Here is a 19,993-nt window from a genome sequence, read left to right on the forward strand (position 1 = left end):
ATAGAGTTGCGATTATTCCAAAAGAATGCGTACGCTTTCGCCTTTGAGCTTTGAGGTTTTTCCAGGAATGGCATGAACATAATAGACCCCTCTGCTAAGGTCGGACACGTTTATCTCAACTTTGTTACCTTCGATGAACTGTTTCCCTTTGAAGATTTCGCTAACATTTACCGTTCGGACAACTCGACCAGACTGCTCACAAATTAATTGAATTTCATGATACAGGTTGTCCATATCATTTGTGTTCTCAAATTCAAATGTCACGATATCACTGGCAGGGTTGGGGTAGACGAGGAAGTTGGCACAACTGATGGATTTTAACCCATAAAACTTGGACAAGGCTGCGCAAGCATTGGAGTAGTTTAGCTTGAATATGCCTTGCTGCCCGATCGACTGAAAAGTAATGCATAAATTTCCTCCTGAGGAGCTCCAAAGTAAGCCGATCGGGGTTGATGAGATTTTAGTCCACGAAGTAGAAGTAGAACCAAGGATAGATGTAAAGACATTTCCAGTTGTTGGATTAGCATTCCAGCAAATTGTATTTGGATAGGACTCATCCGATTCTACTAAACCATATTGTGCACCATTGCTCACATAGTAGCCGTTCATGAGAACAGGCATACCCACATGGATCTTCTTTATAAGAGTGACCGGACAGGATCCGGGCGCAGTTATTGTGGCTATGACAGTAACCTCTCCGTTAAAGCCAGCCTGTCGTGTTGCAGTGCCGGCGTTAGTTATTGTCAGTCCCGCATTTGTCGTTGACCATGATAAGGTCGCCCCTTGAATTGGAGAAGTTATACTAAAATTTCCAGTAGAGCAGACTAGGGTTGGGCCTACGATCGGCCCACCCGCCGCTTTTTCCAATGCTTTGAATGCATTGGCCCGACCATGCCCCATATCAGTGCTATGAGACAAATCAACGTATTTTATACTATTCCCGACAATGTATGAATAGCCGCCAACCTTTTCACAGGTTTCGACGATCAATCTCTTGACTTGCTGATGTGTGAGACTAGGATTTGCGGACAAAATCAGCGCAGCAATCCCGCCAATAGTTGGTGTAGACCAGGATGTTCGGTGATCGTTTGGTGAATTTGAATACGAACTTCCTGTGATCGTAGCAACATCTGGTCCGGGCGCTACGAGATCGATTTTGTAGGTTCCTGTGGGAGTATTGGTTCCACTCCATTTAGTATCATTTTGAACGGAGGTGCCCACGGCCAGAACATTGGGAAGCCGCGTTGGCAAGGTAAAGATGTTTGTTCCGTCGTTGCCCATCGCTCCCACCAAAACGCAGCCCTTATTTGCACGCCCAGTTGTCGTGGCATTGTTGATTGCAGCGGTGATTGCAAGGTCGACATTGGGATGAGAAGCGGAGACTATTGTCCAGGACATGCTAATGACATCGGCTGCACCTGCGGCAAAATTTATGGCAGTAGCAATAAAGGCGTCTGTGGATAAATTTCCTCCCAAAGTCGAGTACGCACGTACGGGAATAATTTTACATGTGTACGCTGCGCCTGCCAGTCCGATTCCATTACTTGCCGCGGCAGCTATTCCGGCACATTTAGTTCCATGTGGTATCTCGCCGGCAACAGCACCACCATTTGTTCCGCCGAGCGTCGCATCATATCCAAAAACCAAATTATCAATAAGATCAGGATGATTTAATTGTACGCCGTTATCGATAATTGCAATTTTAATAGCAGAACAACCTGTCGTAATGTCCCAGGCCTCCGGGATTTGCATTTTTGTATGTCCCCACTGACTTGAAAATAAGGGGTCGGCGGGTGTACCTGCTGGCTTGATATAACGTAAGGAGTTTGGTTGGGCGAATTCAAGAAGCTTCGTTGAACTTAGCTCATTGCATACACTAATCGGGTTGTTCAAAACAGATTGTCCGGAAATATAAAAGATTCTGTTATCGAACTTGTCAGTGTCCTTTATACTTAGTCCTTTTTCATTTAGAACAGACTGAAATAGTGTAAAATCTGCATTTGCTTTTAATCGCACTATCAATACGTCCAGAAAACCCGCAACTTCCTCGCCTTCCACGTTGGTCATCATTGCGTGTGCAGATCGAATATTTGGTTTAGTACGAATCGCCTGAATGCTTCTTTCCATGTCGGCCTTAGTCATGCCGTCAGGGAAGGTTACGTAAGCCATACCAGGAATTCCCTCTATTATTTTAATCGTCTCTGCAAGGTCAGCAAGGTTGGCGGCCGGAATATTTTCTATCTGTCTTTGGTCATAGAATTGAATCAGCGCGATCTTCTTACTAAGGTAAATTGGATACTGCGTTTCATTGGCGAAATGAAACATGTCTTGTGCAACAGCGACATAACCCAAAACATGAAGTACCAGAAAGCATACGTAGAATAGTGGTGTCTTTTTCATAGATATTGAAGGATGTTAAAAAATAGCCAGGTAATCTAATTTGACAGGTCAAAAACCAGGTCGATTTAAATCGACCTGGTACTAAACTTAGATGTCTTTAAACTATAAAGCTATTTCCCTTACCCCTCAATAACTTGGCGGCCGTTTTTGGGTGATTAACGGTAAGTTAATCCCCCAACCGCTTTACGATCCACAGGAGAGTCAGGCCCTGGCCGACCAGCGTAAAGAGCACCACAGCCACGGAAATGAAGATGATTTCGTTGCGGAGCGGGAAGGGCGTGCCGTTGGCGGGGTGGGTGGGTAAACCGATGGCGATGACGCGGGGACTGGTTAGGCTAGTGTCAAAATTCCGGTCGCTCGGTTTTCAAATCTAAGCACGATCGCGAAAAATCAAGGCTTGCGGGCGGAAAAACAGGTGCTGACGGTTTTGTTCTATTTTTAGGGACGCGCGGCTCCTAGTTTTGCTTTAAACCAAAACAAACACAACAATGATAGCCATTACAGGAGCAAACGGAAACCTCGGGAAAGCCACCCTTTCATTTTTGTTGAAAAAAACATCCCCGCAGCACATCGCTGCGATCGTGCGCGACGCCGCAAAGCTGGGCGAATTCAGCAAATCGGGTATTGAGGTTCGGGTAGCGGATTACGAAGACCAGGAATCGCTGGAAAAAGCGCTGGCTGGCGTGGACCGGCTGCTGCAAATCTCGTCGTCGGCTACGGGGGTGCGGGCGATGGCGCATGAGACGCGCGTCGTCCATGCGGCCGTGAAATGCGGCGTCCAGGAGGTGGTGTACACGAGTACGCTGTTCCCGCACGAGTCGGCGCGTTTCCAGTCGGCGCATGTTTGCCGCAATACCGAAGCCATGATCCGCCAGAGCGGCATGAAGTATGTTTTTTTTCGCAATAGTATGTACCATGAAACGATCCCGCTATTCGTCGGCGAGGCAATGGGCGACGGGCGTATTTTCTACCCATCGGGCAGCGGCCGGGTGAGTTTTGCATCGCGGAGGGACATTGCCGAAGCGCTTTCCAATGTGCTCACCGGGCCCGAATTCGCGAATGCAACCTTTCATATCACTGGTCCGTCGGCGCACAGTTTTGCGGATATAGCGCTTGCATTAAAGGATGCAGCGGGTTTCGGGGAAGCCGCACACACCGACATTCCGGCCGAAGACTACCGCAAGGGGTTGCTCGGTTACGGCCTGCCAGAGGAAGAAGCCGCTTTCTACGCCAGCATGGCCGACAGTATCCGCGCCGGCGAATTCGAGGGGACAGACCGTTCGCTGGAAGGCTTCCTCGGTCGCAAACCGCTTGGTGTTCAGGAGTATCTGAGGGGTTTGTTTTAAAAAATCGATAAATTGCCTTGACTAAGCAGAGCCATGAAATATCATCAGATCACACCGCCGCCGCATTTGCAGGACTACATCAAGTACTACTGGGCGCTCGAAAGCACCGGCCAGCCCGGCGAGCAGGTCCATTTCGTGACCATCGCGGACGGTTCGCCCGGCATAATTTTCCAGCAGTCGCCCGATACTTCGTTCCAGGAATCGAAGGAACTCGCGCCGATATTCCTGTACGGTCAGTCGACGGTGCATACCCGTATCGTCTCGCCCGCCCGGTTCAGCACCATCGGGGCCTATTTCTATCCGCATGCGTTGAAATCGATTTTCGGCATGGACGCGCACGAACTCACGAACGACTGCCTCGACCTGGACCTGTTCCTGAACGGCAGGCGGCTCAGGGAACGCCTGGAAAGTGCCGCCGACATGGAGGCGAAAGCGGCAGTGATCTCCGAATGCCTCTGGGAGCAGATCTGCCGCAATGACCACGGGCTGCAAGCGGCCGCGCGATACGCGATGCAGCGCATTATCCAGTCGCAGGGTGGTATTTCAATGAAAGAACTGCGGCAGGAGCTGCAAGTATCGGAGCGCACGCTCGAAAGGCGTTTCCAGGAAGGAATCGGCCTTTCTCCGATGCTTTTCGCCCGTATCTGCCGTTTCCAGGCGTCGTTGAACCAGCTTCGCGGCCAATCCTACGACAAGCTTTCCGACATCGCGTTCGAGCAGGAGTACGCGGACCAATCCCATTTCATCCGGAATTTCAGGGAATTTACGGGCTTGACGCCGTTTCAGTTTCGGAAGAGCGTGAAGGAGACGGTGGAGAACTTTCCGGTGTTGGTTCAATCATAGGCTATTACCTCGTTCCGTATTTTCCATTCAAACCGGGCCGAAACCGGGTGATGATCCGAAAGCGGCAAACCTTTGGCATTGGAGAATAATTGCTTTTCCAATGCATAGGCGGCCGGTTGGAGCTCGATGAACGCGCTGCTGCGGAACAGGATTTTGTCAATGGTTTCACAGGAATCGCTAATGCCGAGAATGTCGGCCGGGGGCATGGTATCGCTGGCTTCGGGAAGCTTACGGGCGCAGCGCAAATCCACCCAGGCATCCGTCAACCCATTCTCCCTTAACAACCACCCCACATTATCCTGGCCGAAGCTGTATCGGCCGTTCAGGTCGCCCATGATGACGACGGCCTTGCCGGCGGAATGCTGCTGGATGTAGGCCGATAGCTGCTCCATGTTGCGGCGGCGGGCGAGGGCTGCACGGGGGTGGTTGTACGCATTGGCGTGGACATTATAGAAGTCGATAAAGCGGTTGCGGGCGATTTCGATGCGTGTATAGGTGAAACCCTTGGGCGTGAGGCAGTCGGCGCCGGTACAGTCGGTCCAGGCGATGCGGCGGAGGTGGGTTACGGGAAATTTCGAGAGGGTGTTCAGGCCGTCGCCGGTCATGACAGTGCCTTTGGTAGGGGTACGGAACGGGTGGCTGTTGCCGGGGCCGTACAGATGCTGGTGGTAGCTGAAATCCTCCTGTACGTGTGCGATATCGTAGCGGTTGAGGAGCCTGCCGATGGCTGCAATGCTTTCCCTTCGCGGCGTGCCGGCGCTGCAAATGAGCTGGGGGAGGCCCGCGATGTTGTAGGTGATAACGGAAAAGCTGCCCGCACTGGCGGAGTCGCGCGGTACGATAATGGCGGGCAGGGATCTGTGCCGGAGCGGGTCTGCGGGCGGTGTGGCTTCGGAAAGAAAAAGGAGAATGAGCAGCCAGGATGCCGATTTGAAAATCCTGTTTTTGTCAAGCCATAAAATTGTCCGCATAAGACGCCCGTTGGTACACCCAAAACTACCGGTGGATTGTGGCGTGGGTAATTCTAAATTGTTAAGAATAGGTTATTTTTCAGGTAGCAATGGGGCTCTCTGCACCTAATTAGCGGCTCAGTGCCTTATTTTCGCACCAGTTCTGATTTTTAACAGTGATAACCTGCCCGATGACCCGTTTTTTTATTCATAGCACCTCCGTCCTGGCATGCCTGCTGACGTTCCTGCTTAACCACGCGTATGCCCAGGCCATTCCCCGGAAATCGTTCCTCGTGTGCGGCGACAGCAAGGTCCTGATCACCGATTACGCCGGCTCCAAAGACAGCATTCCGAAGATCGTCTGGCAGTGGGATGCGCACCAGGCGGCTGATCTGCCTGAGCAGTTCCGCACGAAGTTGTTCAATACCACGGACGACTGCAAGGCCGTTCGGGGCGGTCGCCAGCTGCTCGTATCCTCATCGAGCGGAGCCGTTGCTTTGCTGAATGTAGCCAATAAAAAAGTCCTTTTCCATGCGGCCGTACCCAATGCGCATTCGGTAGAGCTCCTGCCGGGCGACCTCGTTGCCGCCGCCGCATCGGTACATGCGAATGGAAACAAGCTCATGCTTTTTTCATTGAAGCAGCCCGGCAAACCACTGTATAGCGACAGCCTCTACTCGGCACACGGCGTGGTATGGAACGAGCAGCGCAAAAGTCTGTTCGCATTGGGTTACGATGTGTTGCGCGAATACAAGATTGTTTCCGGTAACAGCCTCAAAATGGTGGCCAAATGGACCATTCCGGGCATCGGCGGGCATGAGTTGCAGCCTGCCAATGCAGCGGGCGACCTGTTTGTGACCGAGCATCACGGCTCGTGGCTGTTCAGTCTCGCCACGCAGCAGTTTACCAAAATCAAGGATTTTCCGGATGCGGAAAATATCAAAAGCCTCGGTCGCGATGCGTCGGGCCAGTACATTTATACGATCCCCGAAGAAAGCTGGTGGACATTCCATGTGAAGTTCCATGCGCCTGCCCGCCAATTCGCGTTCCCGGACATGCACGTGTACAAGGCCCGCTGGTTTGATAGCGGCCTGGCCGAAAACCCGCTTTCCCGGGCACATTCGCATAACGACTACATGCAGGCGGCGCCATTCACGCTGGCCTACCAGAACCAGTTCGGTTCCGTAGAGGCCGATGTGCATTTGCGTAACGACACGCTTTTTGTAGCGCACGATTCCCGGGATATCAGCGCCGACCGCACCTTCGATAAGCTGTATATGCAGCAGATTGCCAAGCAGTTTGCCAAAAACGACGGAAGCATTTACAAGGACAAAAGCCGGGTAATGACCCTGCTTGTAGACCTGAAAACATCCTCCAAACCGACCCTCGCGGCGTTGGTGAAGGCATTGGCGCCGTATGAAAGCCTGTTGGTGCCGCAGGGTAGTGTGAAAGTAGTCGTCAGCGGCGATACGCCCGCGCCCGATCTGTTTGATCAGTACCCGGCTTATATTTTCTTCGACGGTCGCCCAGGTATCAATTACACGCCGGCACAGGCTGTGAAACTGGGTATGATCAGCCAGGATTTTCACCGCTATTCGCAATGGAACGGCAAAGGTATTCCCGTGGAGCAGGACCGCAAGGCCATTACCGAGGTCATCGCCCAGGCGCATGCGCTGGGCAAGCCGTTCCGTTTCTGGGCGAGCCCCGACAATATCAATGCCTGGAAAATCCTGATGAACCTCGGCGTGGATTATATCAATACCGACCACGTGGCCGAGCTCGGCACGTTCCTGAGCGGCCGCAAGAATGCCGAATATCAGGCCACCGAATTTTACAAACCCTACCAGCCGACCTACAAAAACAACGACGCGATGGGAAAAGTGAAAAACATTATCCTGCTCATCGGCGACGGAATGGGCCTCGCGCAAATCTATTCCGGCTTCACGGCCAACCGCGGCGAGCTGAACCTGGGACGCTTCCTGAATATCGGTTTTTCCAAAACGGCATCCTCCGATAACTACATTACCGATTCGGCTGCCGGCGCCACGGCATTTGCATCCGGCAACAAAACGCGTAACCGGGCCATCGGCGTGGATTCCAACCTGGTAGCGGTCCCTTCCATCATCCGCCAGGTCAAAGCGACAGGCCGTAAAGCCGCGCTGATTTCGGCGGGTGATATTACCGACGCCACCCCGGCGGCATTCTATGCCCACCGTCCCGAGCGCAGCCAAATGGCGGAAATCGCGACGGATTACCTCAGAGAGCCGGTCGACATCCTCATCGGCGGCGGTTACAGCCATTTTGCCAAAACCAAAACAGCCGACACGCTCAGAACACGCGGTTTCCAGGTATCCGACAATTGGGAAGACCTGTCGAAAATGAAGGCGCCGTTCGTACTCCTGGACGACAAAAACACGCGTTCCATGCTGAATGGCCGCGGTGATTTTCTCAAAGATTCATTTCAAAAAGCCCTTCAAACGCTGCAATCGAACCCGAAAGGCTTTTTCATGATGGCCGAGGGCGCGCAGGTAGATTACGGCGGTCACGCCAATGTGGTGCCGTATGTGGTCACCGAAATGCTGGACTTCGACAAACTGGTAGGGGAGGCGCTCCGTTTCGCGGATTCGAACGGTGAAACGCTCGTTCTCGTCACCGCCGACCACGAAACCGGCGGCCTCACGCTCCTGGACGGAAACCTGAAAACCGGGTATGTCGATGGCCAGTTCAGCACCACCGACCACACGGCCATTATGGTGCCGGTATTCGCCTACGGCCCGCATTCCCTGGATTTTCGCGGGGTATATGAGAATACCGAGATTTACCACAAGATGAAGCGCTTGCTGGCTAAGTAAGATGCAGTAACGGTGCGAAGCGAAACTTCGCACCATCCTCCCTTCCTTCCTTTTCAATATTTTATACCCATATTCTCCTATTCAATCCCTTTTGCTATTACATTTGTAGGAATCTCATGGTATTCCCTTGAAAATAGACGCGTTACATAACGAAGCGGAGTTGCTGACTGAAATCGCGGCGGGCGGCGAGAAGGCGTTTGCTACCCTGTTTCATTGGTACCGCGACAAGGTGTATTCCGCCGCATTCCGGCTCACGCATTCCACTTTTCTGGCCGAGGAGGTTGTTCAGGACATTTTTTTGAAGCTTTGGGTCAAAAGGGAGACGCTGCTCGAAATCGTGGGTTTCGAGGATTACCTGTTTATCATGACCCGCAATCACGTTTTTTCTACCCTCAAACGCATGGCGCGCCAGCAGCAGCTCGTCGACGACCTGCAACTGGAACTTCCCGTGGGCGAAAACACGACCTACAACCGCATTATCGACCTGGAAATCGAAGAAATCGTGCATCAGGCGGTAGAGCTGCTTCCGGCCCAGCAAAAGCAGATTTACCTGATGAGCAGGGAGCAGGAATTGAAGCGGGACGAGATCGCGAAAAAGCTGCGTATCTCTTCGGAAACAGTCAAAACCCACCTCGCACGCGCATTGCGACACATCCGCGCGTACAGCAAATTGAAGCTCGAAATCGCAATCTCCTGGGTGTTGTTTTTCTTGGTAAATTAATTTTTAAACTTTTTTTTATCTCATTGTCCCCCATAGCCGTCCGACGGAAGTCTTTACGGGTGCAGGGCGGTAAAGGCCGTCCGTAATCCTGACTATGATGCGAAACCGACGCCTGGACGACTTGTTTTTCCGGTATTGCGAAAAAAAAATCACCGACGAGGAGCGGGAGGAACTGATGGCCATGCTGCTGTCGGACGATCACCGTGAGCAACTCAACGGGCTGATCGACCAGTTTGTACGCCGCGACGGCGCAGACCATACCATGCCCGATGAAACGGCCGAGGACATTCTCAGCTCCATATTTTCGGCCACCGGCCGGGGAACTTCGGAAGGTAGTGCAGGCCATTTGGCTGAACCGGAACCCGATACGGAGCCCGACGAAACACGCACGCGGCCAATGTGGCTGTTCAAGCTGGCAGCGGCTTCCGTGGCGCTCATGCTCGTTTACGGCGGCTATCGCTGGCTGAACCGCGCGCCTGAAACGCAACCGGTGGTGGCTTCGCAAAGCGTTTATGGCGACGATGCCCCGGCAGGCGGCAACAAGGCCAGCCTCACGCTAGCCGACGGCCGGACCTACGATTTGAATACCATCACCGAAGGCAACCTGTCGGTACAGCCCGGGACGACGATCGACAAGTCGAAAGGGGAGGTGACCTATGGGCTAAATGCCGCTAACGCAGGTGCTGTGGCCTATAATGTGCTGAGGACGCCGTTGGGCGGCCAGTACAAGATCGTCCTGCCCGACGGCTCGAAGGCGTGGCTGAATGCCGGTTCCAGTTTGAAATACCCTACTGCATTTACAGGCAAGCACCGCGATGTGGAAATGACGGGAGAAGTTTATTTTGAAATAGAACCCGACAAAAAAAGGCCGTTCCTCGTGCGCGTGACCGACCGGAACGGGAAAGGAAAGGATATGGAGATCACCGTGTTAGGAACACATTTCAATATCAGCTCCTATGGTGACGAGCCTACTATGCAGACAACGCTGCTGGAAGGCTCGGTAAGGGTGGAAAAAGACGCGGTGACCAGGGTGCTCACGCCCGGCCAGCAGGCGCGGGTAGCCACCGGCGGGGCTGCGCGGGAGATTGCCGTCAAAACGGTGGATACGGAAAGCGTGGTGGCCTGGAAAGAGGGCCGTTTCGAGTTCAATGGCAATATCCGGGAGATTATGCGGCAGATTTCGCGCTGGTATGATCTCGATGTGAAATACGAAGGAAATGTGGAGCGAAAATCTTTTGCCGGGACCATCTCGCGCAAGAACAACGTGTCGGAAGTGCTTAAAATGCTCGAAATGACGGGCGGCATCCAGTTCCGGATCGATGACAGGAAAATAACCGTGAAAAATACCGATTGAACACCTTCAACTTAACCCTGAAAACGAAATGAACCCCCTGAATTCTTCCTGAACGGCATTTGGAAAGGGTTATCGGGAAAAAAGACCGGATGCGTTGCGACCGCACCCGGCCCGACCTGATTAATCCTGAGATCATTGGACAACGATACATTCACTTTTAACCAAGCATACAAAACTATGAAATTTGTATACAAGGGCAAAACTGTCCTGTGGAGAGCGTATATACTAATGCGTTCTCTATGGCAGGCATATGCCGCAAAACACCGACCCGACTTTGGTAAAGTCCTCCTGGCAATGAAATTAACTGTGTTGATATTCCTGATTGGTACGTTGCAGGTGCTGGCCGAAGACACTTTCGCCCAGCAGGTATCACTCAAAAAGAAGGATGCAACGTTACTGGAAGTGCTCAAAACCGTGCGGAAGCAGACGGGCTATGTCTTCATTTGCGACCTGGAAATGCTCGATCAGGCGGAGAAGGTCAATATTAATGTGACGAATGCCCCTTTGAAAGAAGTGCTGGACGCCTGTTTTGCCGGGCAGCCATTGACCTACAACATTGTAGATAAGACGATTATCGTCCGGAAAAAGCGGGAGCCGGTCCGGAAGCCCAGGGAGCAAGCCAGCCTGAAAGAACCATTCTCGTTCGCGTCCGACCCCGTGCTGAAAGAACGCATGACGGAGCTGATGCGCAAGAAGGTGGATCTGCAAACGATCTTCGATATCAGCGTCACCGGGAAAGTCAGCGACGAGAAAGGCGAGCCGCTCGCAGGCGTGAACGTGATCCAGAAGGGCACCCAGCGCGGCACATCCACGAACGAACAGGGTATTTTCAATATCGATATTACGGACGCCGATGCCGTGCTGACCTTCTCTTTCGTGGGTTTTATGTCCCAGGAAGTGATCGTAGGCCGCAGGAGCCAGATCGACGTGACGCTGAAAGTCGACAACAAGGCTTTGGAAGAAGTGGTGGTAGTGGGCTATGGTACGCAAAAACGGTCGGACCTGACGGGCTCGGTATCGTCGGTGAAATCGGAGGAGATCAAAAACCTGCCTGTGCGTAGCGTCAACGAGGCATTGCAGGGCCGCGCGGCGGGTGTGCAGGTGACCCGGAACGACGGTGCGCCGGGCGGCTCGTCGGACATTGTGATCCGGGGCGTAGGCTCGATCGGCGGAATGGCACCGCTCTACATTGTGGACGGGATCAGGATGTCGGCCGGCAACAATTTCAACTTGCAGGATGTGGAATCCATTGAAATACTGAAAGATGCCAGTGCCGCCGCGATCTACGGCGCGCAGGCTGCGGGCGGCGTGGTGCTCGTCACCACCAAGCGAGGCGTGGCCGGTTCCGACAAGATGAACATCAATTTCAATGCCTACTACGGCGCCCGTAAGCCGCTGAATTTGTACAGCATGCTCAACACGCCGGATTATATCAAGGCGAAAGCGGCTTCCGGCGTCAATACCAGCGGCTGGGGCGACCCGAATACGCTGCCCGACAATGATTGGGTAGACCAGATTTACCGCACCGGCAGCGACCAGAGCTATTCGCTATCGCTCTCCGGCGCGACGGCCAAGACCAATTATTACCTCTCGGCCAACTACCAGCGTGAGGGCGGTACCATCATCGACAACTGGTTCGAACGTTACGGTATTCGTTCCAATGCCGATTTCAAGATCAACAACCGCCTGAAAGTGGGGGAGACGCTCTACGGATGGAGCACCCGCAACAATCCCGTGCAAACGAGCACATTCCCGTTCCGTTCCGCGCCTGTGATCCCCGTTTACGACCCTACTAATCCCGTGGGCGGCTGGGCCAAGACGGGTACGTTCTTCACCGGTCCGAACCTGGTGGCGAACGAGCTCATTAACCATGCCAAAAACAACCAGTACGCATTGGAGGGCAATGTGTACCTCGACTGGGAGATTATCAAAGGCCTGAACTTCCGCTCTACGTTCGGGGCGTCTATTTACGCTTTGAACAACTATAAGTTTACCGAAGCCTATGATTTTGGTACCCTTAAAAACGTGAATGCATTCCTGAGCCGCGATCAGAACAACTCCCGGAATTTCACCGGCAACTTCGTGCTCACCTACGGCCGTACATTCGGCCGCCACGAGGTGAAGGCAATGGTCGGTTACGAGGCGTACCAGTCGAACCTGAGCAATTTACACGGCGAGGCGCAGGGCTTCCAGGTGATCACCTATAACCTGGGCATGACCACCAACCCGAGCACTTACCGGGCCAGCGGCGGCGAGTTCCCCCAAACGAGGCTGCTTTCGCAGTTTGGGCGGATCAACTATACTTTTGCCGACAAATACCTTTTCACCGCCAACGTCCGCCGCGACGGCTCCGACCGCTTTGGTCCGGCCAACAAATGGGGTGTATTCCCTTCGTTCTCCGTAGGCTGGAAAATGAGCGAGGAGGCATTTGTAAGGGATAATTTTTCACAAATATCCAATTTGAAGCTCCGCGCGAGCTATGGTAAACTGGGCAGTACGAGCAGCATCCCGCAATACACCTACCAGGCGTCGTTCGGCGGCACAGGCGGTACCAATATCCTCGGCCTGCCCAACGGCGACCGTTCCAAAGGCTATGCATTGACGGCCCAGCTGCCCAACCAGAATATCAAATGGGAGCAGGTGAACCAGACGGACATCGGTCTGGACATTGGTTTGTTCAAAAACGCATTGAATATCACAGCCGACTGGTACTCGCGCCAGACGCAGGATATGATTTACCAGGTGCCCGTGCCGGTTTCGGCGGGTTTCTACGGCACGAGCGGAGTGTATACCAACATCGGCCAGATGAGCAACAAGGGAATCGAACTCGCGGTGGATTACCGGGGTAAGGTGAAAGATTTTACCTATTCGGTGAGCGCCAATGCGGCATTCAACAAAAACCTTGTGAAGCAGCTGAGCGGTACCAACAACAACCCGATCAACGACGGCGCGGCAGGCGACTACCTCGAAAGTACCGTCACGCGCACGCAGGCGGGCAAGCCGCTGAGCCAGTTCTATGGCTACATTGTCGAAGGCATTTTCCAGAGCGACGCGGACGTGGCCGCCTTGAACCAGCGTGCGCAGGAAGCCGCGTCGGCTGCGGGTAAGCCTACAACCGGCGTGTTCTTCCAGAACGCAGGCACCGGCGCGGGTGACCTTAAATTCCGCGATGTGAACGGCGACGGACGCATCACCATCGACGACAAAACCTACATCGGGAACCCGTGGCCGAAGATCACGTACGGGTTTTCGCTGAACCTGGGCTGGAAAGGCATCGATTTGCAGGCGATGTTCCAGGGTGTGCAGGGCGTGGATGTTTTTAATGGAAATAAGTACTATACCCAGTTTTTCGTAGGGGATTACAACACCACCAACGACATATTCAAGACCTCGTTTTTCAATGGAAACGGCCTGACCGACCAGCCGCGTGTGGGTACCAAAGACGCTTCGGGAAATTATGTACGCGATCCGAACTCGAACTACACCCGTATTTCGTCATTCGTCGTGGAGAATGGCTCGTTCCTGAAACTGCGCAACCTGCAAGTGGGCTATACACTGCCGTCGGCATTGGTGAAGCAATGGAAAATGAGCGGGTTGCGGATCTATTTCCAGGCCCAGAACCTGCTGACATTCACTGGCTATTCAGGCCTCGACCCCGAGGTGCTGGGCCGCAACGGCACCACGGCGCGCGGGCTTGACACGATTTACTCGTACCCGCGCACGAGACTGGTTTCCATGGGTATCGATCTGAATTTCTAACCGATTTAACAGCTAGTACAGCTATGAAAATATTTCACAAACTACTTCTGCTCCTGGCGCTGACCGGTATGTATTCATGCAGCGACGACTTCGTCAATGTCGAAAACCCCGGGGCATTGGCGCCGTCGCAGTACCCGGCTTCAGTGGCCGACCTGGAACAGCTGCTCACAGGCGTATACGCCACGCAGCATGCCAACGGCCTGTACGGGCACACGATGCTCGGCAAAAACCTCTGGCTCTGGGACCATACCCTCGACCTCAGCTGGCAGGGAACGCCTACCTGGATTCAGATGGGCCAGAACAATTCCCAGCCAAACGACAGCTTCCTGTACGACACCTGGCGCGAGCTCTGGCGCGGGGTACAGCGTAGCAACACGCTCCTGACGAGCATTGAAACCTACCGGCAAAAAGCGCCCAATGACGCCGCGGCGATCGACCTCATCAAAGGGCAGGCGCTCTTCCTGCGTGCCTGGTACTATTTCCACCTGGTATCGTTCTGGGGCGAGGGCTTCAATGCGGCAACCGACGGCGCCAAAATGGGCGTGCCGATCATTACCGGGGTAGCTTCGGGCCTCGACGAAACGCAGGTACCGCGCAAAACGGTAAAGGAAGGCTGGGATTTCATTATTTCCGACCTGAAAGCGGCAGAAGGTTTGCTCAAAAGCACCAACTGGACGGGCGCTACCGACAAGTACAAAGTGTCGGGCTGGGCGGTAAAAGGGTTTTTGGGTAAAATCTATGCCTACCAGGCCGATTGGGCCAATGCCAAAACCTACCTCGGCGACGTGGTGAGCAACAGCGGCAAATCCCTCGTGACATTCGATGTGTATAAGGATATGTTCAATGGTAAAAATGAGTTTACCAGCGAGTCGCTGTTCGAGCTGAACCTGAATGTGGATATGACCGCCCGCGGTGGCGACGACCAGTCGATGGGATCGAGCGTAGGGATGGTGATCGCGCCGACGTACGTGAGCGACAATGGCGGACAGGCCGCCTCGGCATGGTCCAACGTGTTCCCGCATTCGAAAAACATCGCGCGCTTCGGCTTCAATGAGGGGCATTACTTCAAAGCCGGTACCACGAGCGCCAACATTGCCAGCGTGGACCCGGCCTACATTGCCCGCTCGCAGGAAGCCAAAAAGAAGCAGACCGTGGACCCGCGCCTGTGGGTGGCCTGCTACCAGCCTTACGTGGATTCGATGGTCGTAAATGGCCGCAAGCGCCCCGTTTCGCATTATCTCGACATTTCGGAGCTCGACATGGAAGCATGGAGTTTTCGCAAATTCACCAATCCGAACGGTACCGAAGCAGAGATCAACATGGCCAACGGCGCGAATTTTCCGTGGCTGCGACTGGCCGACATTTACCTGCTTTATGCCGAAACGCTGTCGCATTCCGGGGATAACGTCAATGCTTTGGAATACATTAACAAAGTCAAACGACGCGCCTACGGATTGCCGGTGAACGCGCCTTCGGCCATCGACTACAAAAGCCTCACCGACCTCACGAAAGCCAGCGACGCCGTCCTGAAAAACGACCCGCTCAAATACGAACGCTGGGCCGAACTCTTCGGTGAAGGACATTGGTGGCTCGACGTCCGCCGCTGGCAGATCGGCGACAAGGAAGCGGCTTATTACCAGCGCATTCGAGGCGGAGCCATCCAGTGGGACCCGACCGACTACGCCCAGCCCATCCCGATCAACGAGATCACGGCGAACGTGAACATGCGGCAAAACCCAGGGTACTAAATCAAACCACCGCGCTATTTCATGAATCCGAAACAACGGAAGCATAGCGGCCGGCCCGTGCGATTGTGGCACGTGCTGGCCGCACTGGGGATGATCGTCCCGGCGGTTGCACTCGTGGCAGTGACCTCGCCGCCCGACGACCGCAATGCCGACTGGGTCGCCTATGGCGGCAACAAGGCCGGTAACCGCTATTCGCCGCTTAAACAAATCGATGTCGGCAATGTAAGCAGGCTGAAAGTTGCCTGGGAGTACGATGCGACGCGCCTGGCGCCGGGCATTACCGCTCCCCGGCGGCCGATGGAAATCCAGTGCCAGCCGATTATAGTAAATGGTATCCTGTACGCCACCACGCCGCATTTGAGCCTGTTCGCATTAAAGGCCGATACCGGCGAGGAGCTGTGGCGCTTCGATCCGTTTGCCGGGGGTACGCCGCGGTTCCATGTGAACCGGGGTGTGATGTTTTGGGAAAACGGGCAGGATAAAAGGGTGCTCTACACGGCAGGAAACCAGCTTTGGGCCGTGAATGCGGCCGATGGCAAGCCGGTGGACGATTTTGGCGACGGGGGCAAAGTCGATCTCAGCCAGGGGGTAACCGGCCGTCCGGGACGTGAAAACGACAAGTTATCGGTAGACGCCACCTCGCCTGGTGTGATATACAAGAACCTGCTCGTGATCGGCTCGCGCGTGTCCGAATACGGTGACGCCGCACCGGGGCACATCCGCGCGTTCGACGTGCGTACGGGAAAGCTCAAATGGACGTTCCATACCGTGCCCGAACCCGGTGAGCCCGGCCACGACACCTGGCCGAAAGACGCCTGGAAGCGCATCGGCGGGGCCAACAACTGGGCCGGAATGGTGCTCGACGAAAAGCGGGGCGCCGTGTATTTCGGTACCGGCTCGCCGTCGGTGGATTTTTATGGGGCCGACCGTGAGGGGAAGAATTTGTATGCCAATTGTGTGATTTCGCTGGATGCGGAAACGGGTAAGATGAACTGGTATTATCAAACAGTACACCACGACCTGTGGGACCGGGATATTTCCTGCCAGCCCAACCTGCTCACCGTCACGCACAAAGCAGCAAATGGCAAGTCCCGGAAGATCGACGCCGTAGCCCAGGCGACCAAAGACGGCCTGCTGTTCCTGCTCGACCGGGATACGGGCAAGCCGCTGTTCGCCGTCGAAGAGCGGCCGTCGCTGGCGGATTTCCATTTGCCCGGCGAACATCCGTGGCCCACCCAGCCATTCCCGACCAAACCGGCGCCATTTGCCCGCCAGCATTTCACCGAACAGGACATTACAGACCGCACGCCGGAAGCGAATGCATTTGTCAAAGCCAAATTTGCCCAAACACGCTCCGGGAACAAGTATATGCCGCCCAGCCAGGAGGGCAGTTTGTACCTCGGCATAGGCGGAGGGGCCGAGTGGGGCGGTAATGCGGCCGATCCGGAAGGTATTTTGTACCAAAATTCCAATGAAATGGTATGGGACCTGAAAATGATGGATTACCGGGGCCGGCCGGCAGGCGGCGCGAACCAGGCCTCGCCAGGCCAACTCGTGTACATGCGCAACTGCGCCGCGTGCCACCGCGCCGACAGGCAGGGGAGCGGGCAGGAGTACCCGAGCCTGGCACAAATAGGTAACAGGATGTCGAAAGAGGAAATTTCGAACATGGTCAAAACCGGCCGCGGCCGGATGCCGGCTTTCCAGCATATCAGCGACAAGGAGCGCGACGAGCTCGTGGCATTCCTTGTCAATGCGGAACCCAAAGCACCGGCAACTGATAATCACAGCGCCGGCGAAGCACCGGCGGAAGCGAAATCGGCATTTCCGTACATTCCGCCTTACATTAACAACGGCTGGACGCGCTTCTTCGACCCGGATGGTTACCCGGCCATCAAGCCACCCTGGGGCACGCTCAATGCCATTGACCTCAATACCGGCGAATACCTCTGGCGCGTACCGCTCGGCGAATTCCCTGAACTTACCAAAAAGGGCGTCCCTATTACCGGTACCGAGAATTACGGCGGCCCGATCGTCACGGCGGGCGGGTTAGTGTTCATAGCCGGTACCAAGGACGAAAAGATCCGTGCATTCGACCGCAAAACGGGTAAAACCGTTTGGGAATACCAACTACCCGCAGGCGGTTTCGCTACACCGGCCACTTATATGGTCAATGGGAAGCAGTATGTGGTCATCGCAGCGGGAGGGGCCAAGAACGGCCATAAGCCGGGCGGGAAATATATTGCGTTTGCACTGCCATGAGGTGTTTTGACCGCCGACGACCGACCGCCGACGGCCGACGACCGACCGCTGACCGCCGATCGCTGACCGCTGATCGCTGACTGCTGACCGCCGACTGCTGACTGCCGATCGCTGACCGCTGACCGCTGACCGCTGATCCTGACCACACCTGACCACACCTGACTATTCCTGACAACAAATGACTATTCCTGACCACACTTGACTATCCCTGACCACACCTGACTATTCCTGACCAAACCTAACACTCCCTGACTACATCTGACCATTCCTAACCCAAGAATTAAATCAATCATTCCTAATCCAAAAAACACTGATGAAGAATAATACCTCTGAGCCTGCGCAAAATCGTCGTGATGCGTTAAAAATGTTGGGAGCCGGATCCGCGGCGGGTTTGCTGGGCGTACTGGGCGCGTCCGGCCGTACCAACGCTGCCGGTACCGATCCGCGCGAGCATTATGTGCAGCCCGCGTATGCGAAAGGCCTGGCGCCGGTGAAAATCAAAAGCGTGAAGGCCATTGCTACGGCCCCGCAGGGCTCGAACCTCATTGTAGTGAAAGTCGAAACGACGGAGCCGGGCTTGTACGGGCTGGGCTGCGCCACATTTACGCAGCGTGCGGTGGCGGTGGTGACGGCCATTGATACTTATCTCAATGAGTTCTGCGTCGGCAAGGACGTCGATAACATTGAAGATATGTGGCATTCGACGTATGTGAGCTCGTACTGGCGCAACGGCCCGGTACTGAACAATGCGTTGAGCGGCCTGGACGAGGCCTTGTGGGACATTAAAGGCAAGCGCGCCGGTATGCCGGTGTACCAGTTACTCGGCGGCAAGGCGCGTTTCGCGATACCATGTTATACCCATGCGAACGGCAACACGCCCGAAGCCGTCGCCGACGATGTGCAGCGTATTATGGACCGCGGCTTCAAATACATCCGCATTCAGCAGGGCGGCTATGGCGCGGTAGGGGCTACGGAGCAGAAGCCGGATTTCAAGGCGGCCGGTTTCGGCGGCGCTACGGATAACTATATGAACGAGCGCGCCTACCTGAAATCGGTACCCAAGCTTTTCGACGCCGTGCGGAAGCGCTGCGGGGAGGATATCGAGCTCCTGCACGACATCCACGAGCGCGTGCAGCCGATGGACGCCATTAACATGATCAAAGCGTTGGAACAATACCGGCCATTCTTCATCGAAGACCCGTTCTCGCCCGAAAACATGGGCTGGTTCAAACAGCTACGCCAAAGTACGACCGTACCCATTGCCATGGGTGAGCTGTTCAATAACGTGAACGAGTTCCGCGACCCGATGGCCAACCAATGGTTCGACTACATTCGCTGCCACGTGTCGCAGATCGGCGGCATTACCCCGGCCATGAAAGTGGCGCGGCTGGGGGAGTGGTTCAATATCAAAACGGCATGGCACGGTCCCGGCGACGTTTCGCCCGTCGGTCATGCGGCGCACGCGCACGTCGATTTGGCGGTTTGGAACTTCGGTATCCAGGAAGCGGTGAGTTTCAACGACAAAACGCAGGCCATATTCAAAGGCTGCCCGACGATGAAGGACGGGTACATGTCGGTGAACGAAGTGCCGGGCCTTGGCGTGGATATCGACGAAAAAGAAGCCGCGAAATACCCGATTACGACAAAATCCAACTGGCAGGTTCGTAAATTTGATGGTACGAGCATCCGGCCGTAAAATGCCGCAGGGAGATCATAACGAATGAAACGAAAGTCGATTTTTAAATTTATTGCCGTATT

General features: G+C 54.6%; 11 protein-coding genes. 9 read left to right on the top strand and 2 right to left on the bottom strand.

Annotated features, from left to right (window positions below):
• Positions 1–12 precede the first annotated feature (12 nt).
• Entirely contained in the window at positions 13–2,400 is a 2,388-nt protein-coding gene (locus H144_RS0115920; protein WP_019943081.1) for a S8 family serine peptidase, read from the bottom strand.
• Between the two features lie 488 nt (positions 2,401–2,888).
• Here H144_RS0115920 and H144_RS0115930 point away from each other — a divergent pair, with 488 nt between their 5' ends.
• Positions 2,889–3,746, top strand: a complete 858-nt coding sequence (locus H144_RS0115930) for an SDR family oxidoreductase (protein ID WP_019943083.1) — start codon at positions 2,889–2,891, stop codon at positions 3,744–3,746.
• A gap of 33 nt (positions 3,747–3,779) precedes the next feature.
• On the top strand, positions 3,780–4,589 hold the full coding sequence (locus H144_RS0115935) for an AraC family transcriptional regulator (protein ID WP_019943084.1): 810 nt from the start codon (positions 3,780–3,782) through the stop codon (positions 4,587–4,589).
• On the opposite strand, the gene H144_RS0115940 is transcribed toward H144_RS0115935, so the two are convergent.
• Positions 4,580–5,560 carry an endonuclease/exonuclease/phosphatase family protein gene (locus H144_RS0115940; RefSeq protein ID WP_019943085.1) on the bottom strand — a complete coding sequence of 327 codons (981 nt, stop codon included), beginning with the start codon at positions 5,558–5,560 and terminating at the stop codon, positions 4,580–4,582. The two genes, H144_RS0115935 and H144_RS0115940, sit on opposite strands and share 10 nt — an antisense overlap.
• 170 nt (positions 5,561–5,730) lie before the next feature.
• On the opposite strand from H144_RS0115940, the gene H144_RS32010 reads away from it, so the two are divergent.
• From H144_RS32010 to H144_RS0115975, 7 genes are all read left to right on the top strand, one after another.
• Positions 5,731–8,391, top strand: coding sequence for a DUF6528 family protein (locus tag H144_RS32010; protein ID WP_019943086.1), 2,661 nt, complete (start codon positions 5,731–5,733; stop codon positions 8,389–8,391).
• A gap of 127 nt (positions 8,392–8,518) precedes the next feature.
• On the top strand, positions 8,519–9,112 hold the full coding sequence (locus tag H144_RS0115950) for an RNA polymerase sigma factor (RefSeq protein ID WP_019943087.1): 594 nt from the start codon (positions 8,519–8,521) through the stop codon (positions 9,110–9,112).
• A gap of 94 nt (positions 9,113–9,206) precedes the next feature.
• A complete protein-coding gene (locus H144_RS0115955) occupies positions 9,207–10,466 on the top strand; it encodes a FecR family protein (protein ID WP_019943088.1) in 1,260 nt (419 codons plus the stop codon).
• 294 nt (positions 10,467–10,760) lie between these two features.
• Positions 10,761–14,225 carry a TonB-dependent receptor gene (locus tag H144_RS0115960; RefSeq protein WP_019943089.1) on the top strand — a complete coding sequence of 1,155 codons (3,465 nt, stop codon included), beginning with the start codon at positions 10,761–10,763 and terminating at the stop codon, positions 14,223–14,225.
• 23 nt (positions 14,226–14,248) lie between these two features.
• Entirely contained in the window at positions 14,249–15,973 is a 1,725-nt protein-coding gene (locus H144_RS0115965; protein WP_019943090.1) for a RagB/SusD family nutrient uptake outer membrane protein, read from the top strand.
• Between the two features lie 21 nt (positions 15,974–15,994).
• Positions 15,995–18,235: an outer membrane protein assembly factor BamB family protein gene (locus tag H144_RS0115970; protein ID WP_019943091.1), complete on the top strand. Its 2,241-nt coding sequence runs from the start codon at positions 15,995–15,997 to the stop codon at positions 18,233–18,235.
• Positions 18,236–18,548: 313 nt separating this feature from the next.
• Complete coding sequence (locus tag H144_RS0115975) at positions 18,549–19,931, top strand: enolase C-terminal domain-like protein (RefSeq protein ID WP_026350737.1); 1,383 nt, start codon at positions 18,549–18,551, stop codon at positions 19,929–19,931.
• The last annotated feature ends 62 nt before the right edge of the window (positions 19,932–19,993 follow it).

Source organism: Dyadobacter beijingensis DSM 21582 (assembly GCF_000382205.1).
Classification (GTDB): domain Bacteria; phylum Bacteroidota; class Bacteroidia; order Cytophagales; family Spirosomataceae; genus Dyadobacter; species Dyadobacter beijingensis.

Excerpts from the sequence above, each read along its gene's own strand:
- H144_RS0115940 (WP_019943085.1), bottom strand. The coding sequence starts at position 5,560 with ATGCGGACAATTTTATGGCTTGACAAAAACAGGATTTTCAAATCGGCA.
- H144_RS0115965 (WP_019943090.1), top strand. The coding sequence starts at position 14,249 with ATGAAAATATTTCACAAACTACTTCTGCTCCTGGCGCTGACCGGTATG.
- H144_RS0115955 (WP_019943088.1), top strand. The coding sequence starts at position 9,207 with ATGATGCGAAACCGACGCCTGGACGACTTGTTTTTCCGGTATTGCGAA.
- H144_RS0115920 (WP_019943081.1), bottom strand. The coding sequence starts at position 2,400 with ATGAAAAAGACACCACTATTCTACGTATGCTTTCTGGTACTTCATGTT.
- H144_RS0115930 (WP_019943083.1), top strand. The coding sequence starts at position 2,889 with ATGATAGCCATTACAGGAGCAAACGGAAACCTCGGGAAAGCCACCCTT.
- H144_RS0115975 (WP_026350737.1), top strand. The coding sequence starts at position 18,549 with ATGAAGAATAATACCTCTGAGCCTGCGCAAAATCGTCGTGATGCGTTA.
- H144_RS32010 (WP_019943086.1), top strand. The coding sequence starts at position 5,731 with ATGACCCGTTTTTTTATTCATAGCACCTCCGTCCTGGCATGCCTGCTG.
- H144_RS0115960 (WP_019943089.1), top strand. The coding sequence starts at position 10,761 with ATGAAATTAACTGTGTTGATATTCCTGATTGGTACGTTGCAGGTGCTG.
- H144_RS0115935 (WP_019943084.1), top strand. The coding sequence starts at position 3,780 with ATGAAATATCATCAGATCACACCGCCGCCGCATTTGCAGGACTACATC.
- H144_RS0115970 (WP_019943091.1), top strand. The coding sequence starts at position 15,995 with ATGAATCCGAAACAACGGAAGCATAGCGGCCGGCCCGTGCGATTGTGG.